The sequence below is a fragment of the Flagellimonas sp. genome (assembly GCF_965601775.1).
In the GTDB taxonomy this organism is placed as follows: Bacteria; Bacteroidota; Bacteroidia; order Flavobacteriales; family Flavobacteriaceae; genus Flagellimonas.
This window is the reverse complement of sequence record NZ_OZ271837.1, coordinates 736689-753910: the sequence shown is the minus strand read 5'-3', so window position 1 is coordinate 753910 and position 17222 is coordinate 736689. Positions and strand designations below refer to the sequence as shown.

Genomic DNA, 17222 nt, shown 5'->3' with positions numbered 1-17222 from the left:
AATAGACTTAAAGCTTTAATGCGTTCTTTGATTGACTTTTTTACTAAAAATTTCAACCTATCCAATTTTTGGGTAAGCAACGGTATTTCCCTGGTCATTATCGCCGTGGTAGTAAATCATTTGGGTCAACCGGAAAGTTTTCCATTCGACGAGTCCTATAAATTTCCTTGGATTCCCATTCTTGTTTCCATCGTACTGGGTGCCGCAATCATTGGCATTGCCAAATTGAATTTTGACTACTTCAAAAAAAAGTACTTTCTCCAAGAGATTAATCTGCGTTTACTGTTACGTTTTTTATTCTCCACCTTGGGCTACTTATCTATTTTTTATGGCCTATTTTATCTGGTTGTTATTGGAATTGTAAATGGTACAGAAGGATATAGTCTGTATTATTTCCTTACCGGATTTTGCGTAACCTTACTGATTAGTGTTATCGCTATTGCCATTTTATTCGCAAAAGAACTCTACCAACTGTATAGGTTCTCATCCATAGAGGGCAAACTCAAGGTAGCGCATGGAGGCAAAATTACCCTGGTCGGTTTTGAAGAAATTGCTTTTGTCTACACCGAGAACAAAATCGCTTACATTGTAAAAACCGATGGCACTACGGTATTCACAGATTTTACGCTAAACGAAATCGAAGAAAAAATCAATGCGCATAGTTTTTATCGAGCCAACCGTCAAACCATTCTCCATGCCTCGGCCATTGAACAAGTGCAAGCTGTGGAAAACGGCAAGCTATCCGTGCGGCTCAAATCGGACCTATCCCAGGAAAGAGCACAAGAAATCAACATAAGCCGGTATAAAAGGCAGGAATTTCTTAATTGGTTCGAAAACAAACTGTAATATCCGCCGACCATTCAGGTATTTCTTTGCTACCATTCAGGGAAAAAGCACTTACCATTCAGTTATTTCTTTGATACCATTCAGGTAAAAACCCAGTATTTCTTAGGGTCCCATCAGCTTCTCCATCATTTCTTTGTTCCAAACTTTAAAATCAAAAAATGATGAAAACAAACGTTTTAAAATCCACACTCACGCCCATAGTGGCCATTCTTTTATGCGTTGCCCTCTATCTATTGGGGTATTTTCAGGTGATATTTGCCGCCATTATCGTAATTATCGCCAGCCGAATCGAATATGGCAAACAACTCTTCGCTTCATTAGGTTTCCAGCGCCATCGATTCAAAGCCCGAGACCTTCTTGTTGTAGCCCCTTTGGTAGCTGCGGTTATGTTTGCCCTATATCTGTACGTACTGATACCCGGAGTCACCTATCTTACTGGACAACCCATAGATTTTTCTGCGTTTAAAGTCTATGAGGGCAACCTACCTGCTATTATGGGCCTTTTTGTGTATATCTGGGCTTCGGCTGCTTTTGGAGAAGAAATCTTGTTCCGCGGGTATCTGATGCGGCAGTTTGTCAAGTTCTTTGGGGATAGCAGAATAGCCTTAATACTGAACATTATCCTCTTGTCAGCTGTTTTTGGATGGATACACGCCTACCAGGGCATAACCGGCCAGATAATCACAGGCATCATATCCGTCATCACGGCCACTATTTTCTATTTCCGTAAATACGACCTTTGGTTCTGTATTGCCCTACACGGTTTTTTTGATACCATTGCCTTGGTATTTATGTATTATGGGATTCAGTAGTTTAGAAGTTGGTGTTTTTGTGATACCTTAGAGGGTATGTGATTGTATTTTACACCTAATAAAACAAGTTAGCTGCTAGTTGAAATGACGAAAACCAAAAAAAATACAGAAATACCATTTAACGAAGAATTTTGTACTCGATTAGAATTTAGACTTTGTAAAGAGTTTTCCGATTCCAATGATTCTAAATTAAAAGGGTTTTGGTGTGATGGAGTTTCGTGGCTTCCAACGGATAATCAATTGACTAGAAAGCATGTAAACGACAAACGGATAATCATAACAAAAGCTTGGATTGGAAAAAGCGGACAAGACGTTTATCAAGCAACAATCCATTTTGGCAAAAAATCATTGAGCAACTACGCAAAAGGAAAAGAATTAACTGAATGTATTCCAGAATTAGATTCCGAAACAGATTGGATTGAAATTGACATTGAAGGAAAAACAATTGATATAAGACTTAAATGACTGAAAAGGAATTACAAGAAATAGAAGACAGATGTAACAATGCGACCAAAGGACCTTGGAAGTCAATGATTGAAGGAAGAGACCATACAAGTGGGGATAGTTTTATAATGACTGGTGGAGAGGATATTTATATTTCGAATCCACTTTTTGACAATAATCAAGATTTTATTGCAAACGCAAAACAAGATATTCCGAAATTAATTGCGGAAATAAGAAAACTAAAAAAAGCCAGTAGCTAACAATGGCTATAATGCATTATGGTTTTATCCAAATTTAAGGGACTAAGGCCGATTTTCATTTAAATGAATAATACCCAATTAAGAGAATGATTGAGGCAATAAACAAAGCATGGAATTGGAAAGGAATTAATGCTACTGAAGTAGTTCGGGTAAATGACTTCGGAAATGTGATTTTCAAAACTGACAAAAACGAATATTGGAGAATTTGTCCTGAAGAAATTAGTTGTGAAAAAATTGCGGAATCAGAATCTATGTTTAATCGACTTTTAGTCAAATCAGAGTTTATCCAAGATTGGGAAATGACAAGACTTGTGGAGATTGCGAAATCGCAACTTGGTGGATTAACCAAAAACGAAAAATACTGTTTAAAAGTTCCTGCAATTATTGGTGGAGAATATACCAAATCAAATATTGGAAAAGTAAGTTTCATTGAACTGATTTCTTTTAGTGGAAGTTTAGGATATAAAATCAAGGATTTAAAAGATGGACAGAAAATAAAAGTTAACATAAAAAATTTAGGTATAGAAAAACATTCCTAAAAACTCACTCCCTCAAAACCCCAACCACATCCCGTAGCGCAGCCACTACGTTTTGCACCTCCCTTTTGGTAAAGGCATTATCCTCTAGATAAAACAACATTTCTACCGTTAAATCTAATTGCTGGGCGAGAGCCTCAGGAGTTCCGTAGGTGTCTTCAATTAAATCATTTAATCTGTTTATTTGATTTTTGTTCATTCGATAGTCCTATATATCGGACTATAAATGTAAATAAATTTTGGGATTTTAGCATCATGACCAGAATAAGAGATGAAAATTATCTCATAGCCCTTGGTAAGCGCATAAACGAAATCCGAAAACAAAAGGGTATTTCTACATATGAACTTGCTCTCTCATCTAATGTTTCTCGCAGTCAAATCAACGCAATCGAAAGAGGTCAAATCAACACTACCATTAGTACCATAAAAGCCCTTGCTACTGCACTCGATATTGAACTTAAAGAGCTATTCGATTTTTAGTACTTTTCAAATATGAAACAGCTCTATTCCATCCTTTGTATTCTGTTTGTTTGCAGTTGTTCCCCAAAACCCGATGAAAGTAAAGAAGAGAGCGCACCTGTTCAAAAAATAGTGGACCTGTCCCACGATTATTCCAAAGAGACCGTCTATTGGGTCACTGCCAAGGAATTTGAACTGGACACCGTTTTTGAAGGACAGACCGAAAAAGGGTACTATTATTCTGCATACAATATTGCTACGGCCGAGCACGGCGGTACGCACATTGATGCACCCATTCATTTTGCAGCAGGCAAACAAACGGTGGATCAAATCCCACTGGAACGTTTGGTCGGTCATGCCATAAAAATTGATGTTTCAGACAAAGCAATGGACAACCCCGATTATTTAATCAGCGTACAGGATTTTTTGGACTGGGAAGTAGAACAAAAACTTGAAGTTCCGGATGGTTCTATTGTGCTACTCCAAACCGGTTTTTCAACATACTACCCCGACAAAGTGAGATATATGGGTACTGCCCTAAGGGGTAACGCTGCTATAAAATTGATGCATTTCCCAGGTTTATCCCCAGAAGCGGCAGAATGGCTGGTCAACAACCGAAACATCAGTGCTATTGGATTGGATACCCCAAGTATAGATTATGGCCAATCCCAATTTTTTAAAAGTCATGTGATTTTGCTTTCACACAACATTCCTGCCTTTGAAAACTTGACCAACTTGGACCAATTGCCCAAAACAGGTTTTGAAGTTGTAGCGCTTCCCATGAAAATAAAAGGAGGTAGTGGCGCTCCTCTTCGGATTATCGCCCTAGTGACCGAATAGCTCAATCTAAATTGAGTGTAAAAATTTCGCTGATTGCCTTCCCGTCTTCGGTAATGCCTTCTACTCGGATATGGTAACTTTTAGCATCCGAGGTTCCAGCACAAAAACGCAAAGTCTTATGCTTGGCTCCTATAATGCGCACATTAGGTTCCCAAAACACGGTTTTATTGCCTCCAATAGTCTCTGTGGTCGGACACGGGACCACTTCAAACGACCTTGCTCTATCAAAACCAGGCTGTGTAAAGGTCAGCATATGGGGTGATGCTCTATTTCCATTGCCAATATCCCCTTGACCACCGGCATAATCCAGTCCCGTCCCCCTTCGGGTGTATACCGCGATGGCCCCATTGGCGCCTCTCACTCCATAAATGGAAGCATCCGCACCTTTCAAGACATCTATAAACATCACATCTAGGCTATTCATGAATTTTATTGCATCCAAAGGAACCTGCACACCATCAATCAAATAGATGGGTTCTGTGGGCAAAAGGATACTGTTTACGCCATATCGAATTCGTACCGTTTCACCTCCTATAGGACCTTTAACTTGCACCCCGGGAAGGGTTCTAAACAAATCCAGTACATTTCGAATTCCAGTATAGGGCAACGAGTCTGCAAAAACCCGAAAACTGGGTCGATTGTACAGGGTGATTTTTTTGATTTGTTCCGCAATCAACTCCTTTTGGGTCAACTTTTTTTCGGTCACTACCACCTCCTCCAGCTTCGTAATGTCTTTCCCGATTTCAAAATCATAATCCCCAGAGGCATACCTTTTTGGTTTTATGCCAGATACGATTTCTTTAGCAACCTCTCCTTCTGTTCCCAAGGTGACATTTTTAGCGAGTTTTGCGGGAAATTCAAAAGGGCCATCCTCTTCAAGTTCAAGCAGAACTTTCCGCCTTTCTGATTTATTCCTTGCGTTCAGTTTGGAGGCTTTCAATACTATGGTTAGGCTATCAGTAAAATCAAAGGGGCCAAACTTGAATCTTCCCTCTGAATCTGTCCTTTCTTGTGTCTGATAAACATCGGCACCCAAAATATTCAAGGAGACCATAGCGGGAACAAGTTGTGAAGTATTTGATGTCGCGGTTACGGTCCCGTTTAGGACTATCCCTTTTTCTGGGGCAATATAGCTATCGATGGGCCTTTCATGGACCCAATTTTTCCATGAGAATCTTTTCCAACTACTACAAAGTAAGAGGACATCCAAAGTTTTTCTTCTTTTAATTGGATGGGTTTCCGCAAGAATCTCAAAGGCAAGGGGTTCATACCCCAAATCGGAATGTATGGTAAGCCAATCCTTTATGTTAGGGTCGAAGTCATTTTTTTTGCTTCCTTCGTTGTTCTCCCAAACACTAATTGAAAAATCGCCGGCGGTATAAGCTCCATCAGAGCCGGAAAGCGTGAATTGAAGATCCACTTCCCCGTTTTCAGAAGGCTTTTGACTCATAAAGTTAAGCTTTGGAGCGTTTCCGGTATTTTCAACATGCACCAAACGTTCACATAGGGGTTCTCCCTTTTCACTGAAAAGCGTAAAATGGGCTATACCATCATTTAATGGGTCTAATGGAATTCTGATGTTATATTCCGAATTGTGCATCTGGGTTGCTCTGAACCATAAAAACCTTTCCCCACGCATATGGCCTACCAATACGGTTCCTTTCAAACCATTGGGTTGATTGGTCTTGGCAGATATAATCAGTTGCGGTCCCAAGTTTTCAATCTGAAGGGTATATCCCATATCATGAATTGTGGGAAGCGGGTATTTTCTACCTTCAGAATCTGATTTGGTCCCAACAAAATAAGTGTTGCCTTCTCTAGGGATGAAAGTACATTTGCCCAAGCCATAGTCCCCAGTATCGAAGCTGGTTATCACCTCATCATCACCATCAATAATCTCTCCCTTTGTGGAAACCGGATTGCCGAAGCGGTCCGTTATTTTAATCCCAATTGTCCCTTTTATCCCATATACCAGATTCCCCCCTTCTGCATGAACTGACACCTGCAGGTCACTTGATTGGGTTGTTTCATCAACATTGGCTATCCCTGAATTTCCTATAACTAATTGCTGTTCAAAATAAAAAGGTTCTAGGTCATTCAACATGTATTTTGAGCATGCCCGAATGGTATAAGTCCCTACAGCAATGTCTCTGGGAATATCAAAACTTATCTCTGCCCCAAATTCATACCTAAAAACTCTTTTCTTGGATATGATATTCCTATTTGGGCCCAATATCTCGAAGTAGAAGATATTGCTATTTGTCCCCTTTTTATGGGTTATTCCATCTAAAATGTAGGCTTTGGCCCAGATGGTCTCCCCTGGGCTGTATACTTTTTTATCCGTGTGAACATAGATTTTTTCTGGAGTCCATATTTTCCCATAAGCGCCCAAAGATTTATAAATATTAGCCATCTCCTGATTGCTTTCTTGGGCAGTCATTTTAAAGAAAAGGAGAAAACAGAGTAAGGGTAAAAAAAAGGATGTGTTCTTTTCTAGCATTTTGGGAAGGCCATAGGTATCCTTCCTAATTTAACCATAAGGTATTTTTAATTTGGAAACACCGATAAGATGTATCTTGTTATCCTACCTAGTGTTTTTCCCAAACTGGTCTATCATTAAATTAAAACACCCGAACTTTCGTCCGGGTGCTTTCTGAGTTAGTCAGCCAAATCAAATACTATAAAGTATTTTACGTTTAATTCTTTTCTAATGTTCGGCTTCCCGCGTTACGCCAATTGAATTGGAAACCGCGTAGAAACCTTCCAGTCCTGAAAGTAGGTTGTCGCCTTGTTCGAGGCCTTGCAATCCTTCTTCATAGGTAATGTGCCAAATGAGGCATATACCAGCACCAGCTTTATCAAAATCAACACCCTCCACCGCTTCTAGTGTTGGGGGTAGTCCCAATATTGTATTTTTGTCATCCGTGATTACCCATCTTTGGATGCTTCCATTCAATTTTGAGTTGTCCAAGGTTAAGCCGCTTACCATATCTGGTTTTCCGTCTACCTTAAAAGTAAAAGGCCCGCCACTAATTTTTCCTGCATGCAATGGATTGCGGTTTACCACCACAAAATTGGACAATGCAAAGTTACCGGATAAGTCGTTGAGGTTTTCGCCACCTTTCAATCCCGCAAGGTCGCCCCTGTAAGTTACGTGAAAAATATAACATGAACCAACTCCAGCGGCAATAAAATCAATGCTTTTAACACCATTCAGCTCAACAAAGGTTTCGTCCATTTAACTCCTATTGCAGGCAACAACATTTTCAGTTAAGGATTCCGCTTTTTTTGTTGAAATACAAAGGAATACAGGATTCATTGCAGAAGTATCACATAAAAATCATTATTCATTACCCGTTCATTTCCAGGGTTTTACTATAAAAAAGGGTGCTATTTGTAAAGATTTTACCGAAAAACGGACTGTTAAAGGAGTGTCTTGTCAAAAAAACCGTGTTGATCGGTGAACTTTTCGTGATACTTTACCACGTAATTCGTTGCACATGAAAAAAGTATTGATTGTTGAGGATGATGCCGAGATTATCCATCTTTTGGAAATTCACTTAAGGGATTTGGGCTGTAAAGTATTGACCAGCTCCAACGGCGCCGAAGGACTAAGAAAGGCCATTAATGAAAATCCAGATTTGATAATCCTGGATGTGATGTTGCCTGAAATGGACGGAATTGAAGTGTGCCAGAAAGTTAGGGCCAACAATATCACCTCTCCCATTATGATGCTTACCGCACGTTCAGAAGAAATTGATAAAGTCCTGGGGCTGGAAGTTGGGGCAGATGATTACCTAACCAAACCCTTCAGCGTTCGTGAGTTTTTAGCGCGGGTCAAAGCTATTTTCAGAAGGCAAAAAATGGGGGATAGTACTACAACGCCAGAGCAAAATCCAAAACTTATGGAGTTTGATTCCCTTTCCATCAATATCGAAATGCGCAAGGTGCTAGTGGAGGGTAAGAAGATTGAACTTTCTCCAAAGGAATTTGAACTTTTGGTGCTTCTTTCTTCTAATCCCGGCAAAAGCTATGATCGGACCCAATTGCTCAACATGATTTGGGGGTACGATTTTAAAGGGTACGAACACACGGTCAATTCCCACATTAATCGGCTAAGGTCAAAAATAGAACCGGACATGAGCCACCCTAAATTTATTCTTACGACTTGGGGTGTGGGCTATAAGTTTAACGAAGAGCTGGTAGAAGGTTAAAAACAGTTTATGAAAAACAACATCCTAACCACAAGATTTGTCATCAAATTATCGCTTTCCTTTTTGGCGATTCTTTTGTTGGCGGGAATTGGGTACACCATAACCTCCATCTATCTTTCCAACAAATATTTTTACGAGACCACACAGCGACTTCATGCCAATTTGGCCAAGGACCTTATTGAAGAAAAGTTCAAGAACAATCGCCCATTTACGGACTCTGGGGAGGTCAATAAAGCGCTTTTTGGAGATATTATGCACGACATGATGGCCGTGAACCGAGCCATTGAGGTCTATCTTTTGGACATGGATGGAAATGTGCAGTATTCTGTGGTTTTAGACCATGATGCTCCAGAAACACAACAGAAAAAGGTAAATCTCGAACCCATTCAAAAGTTTATTGAAGAGAATGGCTCTACCTATACTTTAGGAGATAACCCCAAAGATCTTACCCAGCAAACTATTTTCTCCGCTGCCAAGTTTAACTCGGAGGGTCAGGAGGGGTACGTTTATATTGTTTTGGCCGGGGAGGATTTTTTAGCAACTCGCAATGATTTGTTCAGCAGCTATTTTATTCGCTTGGGGCTTGGGGGTTCACTGCTGACCTTAGTCTTTGCCACACTGATTGGTGTTTTGGCCATTTGGTACCTCACTCGAAGTCTACGAAAGATAATTTACGCTGCCAAGCGTTTTCAACAAGGGGATTTGCAGTACCGGATTGAAAATGCGGAACAAACTGATTTAGCCAACGTTGCAACCACCTATAACAATATGGCCGACACCATTCTTTCCGATATTGAAAAACTAAAATCCGTTGAGCAACTGCGTCGAGAACTCATAGCCAACATTTCCCATGACCTTCGAACGCCTTTAGCCATCATCCAAGGGTATATCGAAACCCTGCACATGAAAGATTCCGAGCTTTCCCAAGAAGAGCGCAACGAATATCTACAACGGGTTACTAACAGTAGCGAGCGACTTTCCAAACTGGTCTCCCAGCTTTTTGAGTATTCTAAATTGGAAGCCAATCAGATAGAGCCGGAAAAAGAACCCTTTTTGATAAGTGAACTCGCCAATGACATTCATAGAAATTATATGATTTTGGCCGAGCAAAAAAACATAGACCTTAAGCTGTCCATGAAAGAAAATATCCCCTTGGTCTTTGCTGATATTTCCCTGGTGGAACGGGCCATTCAGAACCTAATGGATAATGCACTGAAATTTACGCCCGAAGGTGGCGAAGTCACCATTAAAATCGAAGTTGAGAAACAAAACGTAGAAGTTATTATCCAAGATTCTGGTCCAGGTATCAAAAAAGAAAACCAAAGTTTGATTTTTGAACGCTATCGCCAAACCAAAACAGGTTCGCAAAAAGAAGGTGCCGGACTTGGATTGGCCATTGTTCGAAAAATTATGGAAATTCATGATTCCAGAGTTAAGGTGTTCAGCGAGCCAAAAAAGGGTACGGCTTTCAGTTTTAGCCTCCCGGTTTACAGTATGGGCTAACCCGATTATTCCTTATCTTTAAAGAGTAAAATCTTTTTATGATTCTAACCGATTCGTTGTTGGATTTCTTTTTGGAAACCCGAAAGCATTCCGAAACCATTTGTGAACCTTTGGAAATTGAAGATTATGTCGTTCAGCCTGTAGTTGATGTCAGTCCACCTAAATGGCATTTGGGTCATACGACTTGGTTTTTTGAGGAATTTATTCTAAAACCCCATGCTACAGGTTATGTTCAGTTTGACGAAGACTTTTCTTTTGTTTTTAATAGCTACTATGAAACCGTAGGTAAAAGGGTGGTTCGTTCGGACCGCGGAAACCTTTCCAGACCATCGGTAAAGAAAGTGTATGAGTATAGAACCTACGTGACGGAGGGAATCAAAAATTTCTTCTCGGAAAATCAAAATGAAAATCTGAATGATTTACTTGAGATTGGGATTCATCATGAAAAACAACATCAAGAGCTCTTGTTGACCGACATCAAATATATTTTAGGCAACAATCCTTTATTGCCAGCTTATACGGACACTTTTCATGATCACCCTGAAGAGTCACATGAGCAAGACTGGGTTGAAGTTCAAGCTGGTATTTATGAAATTGGTCATGATTCAGATGAATTCTGTTATGACAATGAATTGGGAAGACACCAAGTCTATCTTCAGAATTATGAGATTTCGAACAAATTGGTTACCAATCAAGAATATATTCAATTTATTGAAGCAGGGGGGTATGACCGTTTTGACCTCTGGCATGCCGAGGGTTGGGATTGGGTACAGCAAAACAAAGTAAGTTCACCGTTATATTGGCACCAAATCGATGGAGCATGGTATCACTACAATGCCAATGGTCTTGAAAAGGTTCATTTGTCTACACCGGTGACGCATATCTCCTATTTTGAGGCCTTTGCTTTTGCGCAATGGAAAGGATATCGCCTGCCCACTGAGTTTGAATGGGAAGCCGCTCAATCTTTTTTTCCATGGGGCAAGCGATGGGAATGGACCGAAAGTGCGTATTTGCCATACCCCAACTACAAAAAAGCAGATGGTGCCTTAGGGGAATACAACGGTAAGTTTATGGTGAGCCAAAAAGTGCTGCGAGGAGGCTCGGTTGCGACCCCTGAGAAACATACAAGATATACCTACAGAAATTTTTTCCACCCCCATTTGAGATGGCAGTTTACTGGAATCCGGTTAGCTCGATAAATCTACAACAACAACATGCGAAACAAGGAAATTCCAACTTTTACCTCAGTTTTTGAGCAGGAAGTTTATGAAGGTTTAACCGCCTTTCCTAAACATTTATCGTCAAAATATTTTTATGATGAAGTTGGAGACAAGTTATTTCAGGATATTATGGCCATGCCGGAATACTATCTTACCAATTGCGAGTTCGACATCTTTGAAGCCCATAAGGAAGTAATAGCACAGCATTTTATTAAGGACGGCTCCCCTTTTAGTTTATTTGAATTGGGTGCGGGGGATGGAAAAAAAACCAAGGTATTGCTTAATCAGTTAGTGAATTCCAATGCAGATTTTGATTTTCGCCCTATTGACATCAGTCAAAACGTACTGGACCAATTAGAGAATTCGATTAAAAAGGAGATTCCTGAAGTAATCATCAATACCCTGCAAGGCACCTATTTTGAAACCTTACGCGATATTGGAAAGGCCAATGGCAAAAGAAAGGTAATTCTGTTTTTAGGGTCCAATATTGGCAATCTTTTGCACCCGATGGCTATCGAGTTTCTTAAGAACATGCGTGATTCCATAGGCGATGGAGATCTTATTTTTATGGGATTTGACCAAAAAAAGCACCCACAAGTCATTCTGGACGCCTACAATGATAAAACGGGAATTACCGAAGCATTCAACAAAAATATTCTGACGCGCATCAACAAGGAAATGGGAGCAAATTTCAACTTGGATAATTTCTTGCATTGGGAGGTGTATGATCCCGAAACCGGGACCGCAAAGAGCTTCTTGGTTTCCAAAGAGAAGCAGGAAATCACCATTGAAAGTTTGGACCTTATGGTCCGACTTAAAAGGTGGGAAACTATCCATACGGAAATTTCCCAAAAGTATGATGATGACGTTGTGGAATGGTTGGCAGAAAAATCAGGACTAAGCGTTGTCACCTCTTTTTCAGATAATGAGGAGAACTACAAGAACTATATATTTAAAAAATAGGTCATGAAAGCCATTTGGAACAATACCGTAATAGCAGAAAGCAATGATACCGTTGTCGTGGAAAACAACCACTATTTTCCGCCTGAAAGTCTAAAAAAGGAATATTTTACCTCTAGCAATACCCATTCCACTTGCCCATGGAAAGGAGTGGCTTCGTACTACACTTTGGATGTGGACGGTAAAAAGAATACGGATGCTGCTTGGTACTATCCAGAAACCAGCGAATTGGCCAAGGGCATCAAAGGCAGGGTTGCCTTTTGGAAAGGTGTCACCATCGAGGAATAGTCCCCAATGGTGACTAAATGTTTTACTTACAGTTCAATCACTGCATTTTCAGTTCCAGCAAAATCGTTCCATTGGTAACGATCTGCTGCCTCATCGTTCACGTAATTTCCATCAACGATATAGCGGAACTCAAATGAATTCTCTTGTGGTAAATCGAAGGTTCCCTTAAAGGTACCGTTCTTTAATTTTTTCAAAGTACTGCCTTTTGGATTCCATCCATTGAAGTCTCCAACTACAGCTACTTTCTTAGCCTCCTCTGCCGGTACTGTAAAAGTCACTTTACAAATCGGCTTACTTTTTAGGTATTGTTTCTTTATTGCCATGGTACTAAATTTTAATTTTAAAATACTCGGCAAAACAATATATAAAACCTCTTATTTACAATAAGTTAAGTTCGATTTATCATTTTGATAAAATCAACTTTACAAATGCATTATTTTGGCAAAATTGCCGATTCTTTTTTTTGAAAATATGATTTTGGCTATGTTGTACCAAGAATTTTGGCAATCTTATCCACCTCATCTTCGGTGTTGTAGAAGTGAAAACTAAGTCGAATACCTGTACCCCTTTGTGCACAGATAATTCCATTGCCTTGTAATTTATCAAACCTCTCCTGACCGCCTTTAATGTTAAAAATAGTACTGTGCTCTTTTCTTTGCGTCACGAAGTCTTCCAATAATCCTAGTTTGGAAAATTCCATCTTCGCCTTATGGGATAGCCTTTGTAGCTGTTTTTCAATATTTTCCAAACCGATTTCTTCTAGAAACTTTAAAGAAAATTGAAGACTGCCAAAATTCAAGGAATCCAAATGTCCTGGCTCCAAATGTTTGCAAAATGGAATGGAATTTTTTTTAGATATATCCCTATCCACGGATCCATTGCCAATGGCCTTTAAATCAAATCTTTTCTTGACTTCATCCTTTACCAGAAAAAAACCATTCCCATAACCCGCCAAAAGCCATTTGTAGGTACTCGCACCTAAGATATCAATTCCAGAGTCGTCAAAATTGAACCTCTGGGTACCACAAAATTGGGTTCCGTCGGTAATAATCATTAGGTCTGGAAATTCCTTTTTGAGCTGCTTTAAAAAATCCAAATCGATTTTTATCCCATTGATCCATTGAACCACACTAAGCGCCAATACATCAATTTTATCAGCTTTCAGAGCTTCATGTATATTATCCTCAAGGTTTTCATCGATATCCAAGTAGGTTCTTTTGAAATTTCTGGTCTCAAATCCCCAATTCAAAGAAGGATAATCATCTTTTAGAAGTAATACATGCTGGTCTTTGGGCAGTCCTTCCAATAGCAAATTCATCGCTAATGAGAAATTGGGAGTCAAGGCGACATTTTCTTTCTTACAGCCGAAAAAGCTTCCCACAGTCTGATTAATCAGATGTGTATTTTCAAAACCCTTTTGTTTCATCTCACTTCCTCCTACTAGATATTCTTCATCATGCTTTCTTCGCCATGCGAATAATTCTGTGTTGAGAAGTCCTGTGGCAGCTGTGTTGGCGTAGATGCATTCTTGAAGTACTGGGAATTTTTTCCTTAGGTTTTGCAATTCAGATGTGTTGCTCACAATTCAATTATCTTTGTTGCTAAAGATAGCCATTCCCATGCTCTCCTTTCGAAAAAAGAAATCCAATCCAGTTGACCATGAACAACATGAGCTTCTGGAATATGCCCAGAAGCGCGTAGCGCAAAAGAAGCGCTTATTCACTCATTTTGTAATTTTTTTGATTGGCAGTGTATTCTTGGTATTGATCAATAAAATATTGAAATATGGAGAGGAATACGATTGGTTTATCTGGGCCATCACCCTATGGGCTTTTCTATTTGTTTTGCATGCCTTTAATGTTTTTGTGACCCATAAGTTCATGGGACAAGATTGGGAGCGAAGACAGCGAGAAATTCTTGTAGCGAAACAGAAACAGCGCATAGCAGAAATACAAAAGGAAATTGAAACTGACTTTCCGCTATCTTCCATCAATAAAAAAAAAGAATAGTGCAGGAACTTATTATTATTGCAGCCGCCGGGGAAAACAACGCCTTAGGCCTAAACAACGATCTGCCCTGGCATTTACCGGATGATTTTAAACGCTTTAAGGCCTTGACTTCGGGTCATAAAATAATAATGGGTAGAAAGACATTGGAAAGCTTTCCAAGGGCATTGCCCAATAGGGAACATATTGTAGTTACCCGAGACACCTCCTATACCCCTAAATTTCCTTGTACCGTTACCCACAGTATCAATAAAGCTATTGAATTGGTTGGAGACAACGAACGGGCATTTATTATAGGTGGCGGAGAAATCTATAAACAATCCATGCACATTGCAACGTCAATTGAGCTTACCCGAATCCATAGCTCCTTTGAAGCGGATACCTTTTTCCCAGAAATCGATAGGTCCCAATGGGAATTGATCAAGGAAGAATATCATCCAAAGGATGATGCCCACAAATTTGATTTTACTTACCAGACGTTCAAAAGAAAATAGGCTAGAAATCCAAGTATTCCACTAAAGCCTTGTAATCTTTCACAAAGCTCTGTAACACGTCTGTCCCAGTATTTGAATAAAAAATGGATTTTCCCTTTTCAACGGTTGATGTTGCTAATAAATTATACTGCTTTAGTATCGCTTCCGTTTGTCGCGCTACTGCTTCACCCGAATCAATAATTTGGATTTCTAGTGGAAGTATTTTTTTGAGTGATGGGATAAGGTAAGGATAATGTGTGCAGCCTAGAACCAAAGAATCCATATTGGCCGCGAGCATGGGTTCCAAGTATGTTTTAAGCAAGGTTTCAGTTTCTTCGGATTGCGCTTTGCCCGCTTCAATCAGTTCAACCAAGCCACTACCTTCTTGTTCCATTACTGTTATTCCTTCTGCATGCAGTTTTGAGGTATTGCCAAATAGACTGCTGGCCAATGTACCCTTTGTAGCCAATACTCCGACTTTTTTGGTTTTGGTATGTAATGCCGCAGGCTTAATCGCGGGTTCAATCCCAATAAAAGGGACATCATAATTTTCCCGAAGATGGGTAATGGCGTTTGTGGTGGCCGTATTACATGCCACTACGATAAGCTTACAACCTTGAGCCAACAACAGCTCCGTATTCTTTATGCTTAACCGAAGTATTTCGGATTCCGGTTTTGTACCATATGGTGCATTTTTGCTATCCGCTAAGTATACGGTATCCTCAAAGGGCAATTTTTTTCGGATTTCCTTCCAAATAGAAGTACCTCCCACTCCAGAATCAAAAATCCCTACAGGTCTACGCATGTTTAAAAATAGAGAGATTGTAGAAAACAAAAAACCGTACATTCCAAGAGAAGTACGGTTTAGTAATATTGTTTGAAGTAGAAATCCTTAGAATCCTAATTCTTGTTTTACCGCAGGCAACAAATCTTTTCCTTTTGCGACAATCAAGGTAAGTCCTGGACTTGCATCCATTACATAGTCAATACCCTGCGCTGAAGCTACCTTTTCAATGGCCGCTTTTGCCTTTTCTGAAATGGGAGCAAACAACTCTTGTTGCTTTTGTTGCAATTGCTTTAATGCGGCTTGTTCCGCATCTTGAATGTTCTTCTGAAATTCCTGTAATTCCAAAGCTCTTTTCTCATTTTCCTCCCGTGTTTTGGAGGTAGATTCATTTTGATATTGTGTTGCTTTATTTTGAAATTCAGTCATGGAACCCTTAATATCAGCAGTGTAGGTCGCCTCTAATTTTTTCAACTCTGATTGAGCTGCTTTCATTTCTGGCATTTCAGACAACAGTTGTTGCACATTGATATGAGCCACACTCTGAGCATTAATAAAACCTGTAGCCGCTACAAACAAAACCAGGGCTACAGCCATCTTCTTTACATTTTTCATAATCTGAGTTACTATTTGAATGTTAATTTTAGTGTTTTACTTTTTATTATTTAATGGAGTCTTTCGGTTGCTCTTGTGCTTTCTTTCTTTCCTCAAGCTTAGCTTGTCTTCGTGCTTCCCGCTCTTCCAACAATTTCTTCCTTCTTGCTTCGTACGCTTTTTTGCGTTCTTCCCTTAATTTCAACTGCTCTGCCCTTCTGTCTTCCGCGGCTTTTGCCTTTTCGTCTCTTGACTGTGCGGCTTTCTCCTGTCTTTCCCTTAGGGCTTCGCTAATCTCTTTATCAGCTTCTGCTTCTTCCGCCTTAAATTGATCCAACCGATTTTTTTCCTGTTGTTTTTTGTTGGATTTGCTCACTTTTCTTGTTCGAGCTATCTCTCTAAGGACCAAGTCACTAATGTCATGCCTTTTTTCGGAGTACAACATTACGACATCTGCTGATTTATCAAAAATAAAATCGTATCTTTTATTACCTCCTATTTTTTGGACTTCATTGAAAACTTGGTCTTGAATGGGTTGAATCAACAACCTTTTCTGTAGAACCAAATCCCCTTGAGGGCCAAAACGGTCTTGTTGATAATCTATCATTTCAGTTTCCAAAACCTGAATTTCCTCTTCCCGTTCAGCGATTAACTCATCCGTCAAAAGCACTTTTTCAGCCATTAAGTCCTTCTTCATCTGCTCAACAACGCTCCGCTTTAGTTCAATCTCCTGTTTCCATTTTTGGGCCTTTGCCTCCAATTGAGTGCTCGCATCCCTATATTCCTCAACATTTTCCAGAATATACTCCATGTCCACATATCCTATTCTTACGCCTCTCTGGGAAAATGCCTGGGCCGACATTATCAAAACCAATACGATCAAAAGAACTTTGTTATTCATTCTTATTCCGCTTTTTAAAAGAAAATATCGTGCCAAAGTACCAAACCCATTAAAAATGAAGTATTTAGGCTGTTGGTGTTGG

General features: G+C 39.7%; 22 protein-coding genes. 14 read left to right on the top strand and 8 right to left on the bottom strand.

What is annotated here, in order from left to right:
* The first annotated feature begins 18 nt into the window (after positions 1-18).
* The 5 genes from ACSLUF_RS03600 (at position 19) to ACSLUF_RS03580 (ending at position 2901) form a co-directional block, all read left to right on the top strand.
* Positions 19-846 (top strand): LytR/AlgR family response regulator transcription factor, encoded by an 828-nt coding sequence (locus tag ACSLUF_RS03600; RefSeq protein ID WP_435624764.1) that lies wholly within the window; start codon positions 19-21, stop codon positions 844-846.
* Between the two features lie 158 nt (positions 847-1004).
* On the top strand, positions 1005-1658 hold the full coding sequence (locus ACSLUF_RS03595) for a CPBP family glutamic-type intramembrane protease (protein WP_435624763.1): 654 nt from the start codon (positions 1005-1007) through the stop codon (positions 1656-1658).
* An 84-nt stretch (positions 1659-1742) separates the two neighbouring features.
* Complete coding sequence (locus ACSLUF_RS03590) at positions 1743-2123, top strand: hypothetical protein (RefSeq protein WP_435624762.1); 381 nt, start codon at positions 1743-1745, stop codon at positions 2121-2123.
* Positions 2120-2362 (top strand): hypothetical protein, encoded by a 243-nt coding sequence (locus ACSLUF_RS03585; RefSeq protein WP_435624761.1) that lies wholly within the window; start codon positions 2120-2122, stop codon positions 2360-2362. Before ACSLUF_RS03590 ends, ACSLUF_RS03585 begins: the two co-directional genes overlap by 4 nt.
* Before the next feature lie 86 nt (positions 2363-2448).
* On the top strand, positions 2449-2901 hold the full coding sequence (locus ACSLUF_RS03580; RefSeq protein WP_435624760.1) for a T6SS immunity protein Tdi1 domain-containing protein: 453 nt from the start codon (positions 2449-2451) through the stop codon (positions 2899-2901).
* Positions 2902-2905: 4 nt separating this feature from the next.
* On the opposite strand, the gene ACSLUF_RS03575 is transcribed toward ACSLUF_RS03580, so the two are convergent.
* A complete protein-coding gene (locus tag ACSLUF_RS03575; RefSeq protein WP_435624759.1) occupies positions 2906-3097 on the bottom strand; it encodes a hypothetical protein in 192 nt (63 codons plus the stop codon).
* Positions 3098-3153: 56 nt separating this feature from the next.
* On the opposite strand from ACSLUF_RS03575, the gene ACSLUF_RS03570 reads away from it, so the two are divergent.
* The gene (locus ACSLUF_RS03570; protein WP_435624758.1) at positions 3154-3378 is read left to right on the top strand and encodes a helix-turn-helix domain-containing protein; all 225 of its coding nucleotides are present in this window, start codon (positions 3154-3156) and stop codon (positions 3376-3378) included.
* Positions 3379-3390: 12 nt separating this feature from the next.
* A complete protein-coding gene (locus tag ACSLUF_RS03565; RefSeq protein WP_435624757.1) occupies positions 3391-4197 on the top strand; it encodes a cyclase family protein in 807 nt (268 codons plus the stop codon).
* A gap of 1 nt (position 4198) precedes the next feature.
* Here the strand turns inward: ACSLUF_RS03565 and ACSLUF_RS03560 are convergent, their stop codons facing one another.
* Both ACSLUF_RS03560 and ACSLUF_RS03555 read right to left on the bottom strand, forming a co-directional pair.
* Positions 4199-6637, bottom strand: coding sequence for an MG2 domain-containing protein (locus tag ACSLUF_RS03560; RefSeq protein ID WP_435624756.1), 2439 nt, complete (start codon positions 6635-6637; stop codon positions 4199-4201).
* A 267-nt stretch (positions 6638-6904) separates the two neighbouring features.
* Entirely contained in the window at positions 6905-7435 is a 531-nt protein-coding gene (locus tag ACSLUF_RS03555) for a hypothetical protein (protein WP_435624755.1), read from the bottom strand.
* A 262-nt stretch (positions 7436-7697) separates the two neighbouring features.
* Between ACSLUF_RS03555 and ACSLUF_RS03550 the strand changes: the two genes are divergently transcribed.
* The 5 genes from ACSLUF_RS03550 to ACSLUF_RS03530 are packed head-to-tail and all read left to right on the top strand — an operon-like array spanning position 7698 to position 12382.
* Entirely contained in the window at positions 7698-8411 is a 714-nt protein-coding gene (locus ACSLUF_RS03550; RefSeq protein WP_435624754.1) for a response regulator transcription factor, read from the top strand.
* Between the two features lie 9 nt (positions 8412-8420).
* A complete protein-coding gene (locus ACSLUF_RS03545; protein ID WP_435624753.1) occupies positions 8421-9914 on the top strand; it encodes a sensor histidine kinase in 1494 nt (497 codons plus the stop codon).
* Between the two features lie 38 nt (positions 9915-9952).
* Complete coding sequence (egtB, locus tag ACSLUF_RS03540) at positions 9953-11113, top strand: ergothioneine biosynthesis protein EgtB (RefSeq protein ID WP_435624752.1); 1161 nt, start codon at positions 9953-9955, stop codon at positions 11111-11113.
* Between the two features lie 15 nt (positions 11114-11128).
* The gene (locus ACSLUF_RS03535; RefSeq protein WP_435624751.1) at positions 11129-12097 is read left to right on the top strand and encodes an L-histidine N(alpha)-methyltransferase; all 969 of its coding nucleotides are present in this window, start codon (positions 11129-11131) and stop codon (positions 12095-12097) included.
* Positions 12098-12100: 3 nt separating this feature from the next.
* On the top strand, positions 12101-12382 hold the full coding sequence (locus ACSLUF_RS03530) for a DUF427 domain-containing protein (RefSeq protein WP_435624750.1): 282 nt from the start codon (positions 12101-12103) through the stop codon (positions 12380-12382).
* A 26-nt stretch (positions 12383-12408) separates the two neighbouring features.
* Here the strand turns inward: ACSLUF_RS03530 and ACSLUF_RS03525 are convergent, their stop codons facing one another.
* Together ACSLUF_RS03525 and ACSLUF_RS03520 are read right to left on the bottom strand one after the other, a co-directional pair.
* A complete protein-coding gene (locus ACSLUF_RS03525) occupies positions 12409-12705 on the bottom strand; it encodes an isoamylase early set domain-containing protein (protein ID WP_435624749.1) in 297 nt (98 codons plus the stop codon).
* Positions 12706-12863: 158 nt separating this feature from the next.
* Complete coding sequence (locus tag ACSLUF_RS03520; protein ID WP_435624748.1) at positions 12864-13964, bottom strand: aminotransferase class V-fold PLP-dependent enzyme; 1101 nt, start codon at positions 13962-13964, stop codon at positions 12864-12866.
* A 37-nt stretch (positions 13965-14001) separates the two neighbouring features.
* On the opposite strand from ACSLUF_RS03520, the gene ACSLUF_RS03515 reads away from it, so the two are divergent.
* Positions 14002-14391: a 2TM domain-containing protein gene (locus tag ACSLUF_RS03515; protein WP_435625868.1), complete on the top strand. Its 390-nt coding sequence runs from the start codon at positions 14002-14004 to the stop codon at positions 14389-14391.
* Entirely contained in the window at positions 14391-14882 is a 492-nt protein-coding gene (locus ACSLUF_RS03510; RefSeq protein WP_435624747.1) for a dihydrofolate reductase, read from the top strand. The genes ACSLUF_RS03515 and ACSLUF_RS03510 overlap by 1 nt, the downstream gene beginning before the upstream one ends.
* A 1-nt stretch (position 14883) precedes the next feature.
* Here the strand turns inward: ACSLUF_RS03510 and murI are convergent, their stop codons facing one another.
* The 3 genes from murI to ACSLUF_RS03495 form a co-directional block, all read right to left on the bottom strand.
* Positions 14884-15666, bottom strand: a complete 783-nt coding sequence (gene murI, locus ACSLUF_RS03505; RefSeq protein ID WP_435624746.1) for a glutamate racemase — start codon at positions 15664-15666, stop codon at positions 14884-14886.
* A gap of 87 nt (positions 15667-15753) precedes the next feature.
* On the bottom strand, positions 15754-16260 hold the full coding sequence (locus tag ACSLUF_RS03500) for an OmpH family outer membrane protein (protein ID WP_435624745.1): 507 nt from the start codon (positions 16258-16260) through the stop codon (positions 15754-15756).
* Positions 16261-16306: 46 nt separating this feature from the next.
* Positions 16307-17140 (bottom strand): OmpH family outer membrane protein, encoded by an 834-nt coding sequence (locus ACSLUF_RS03495; RefSeq protein WP_435624744.1) that lies wholly within the window; start codon positions 17138-17140, stop codon positions 16307-16309.
* Positions 17141-17222: the final 82 nt, after the last annotated feature.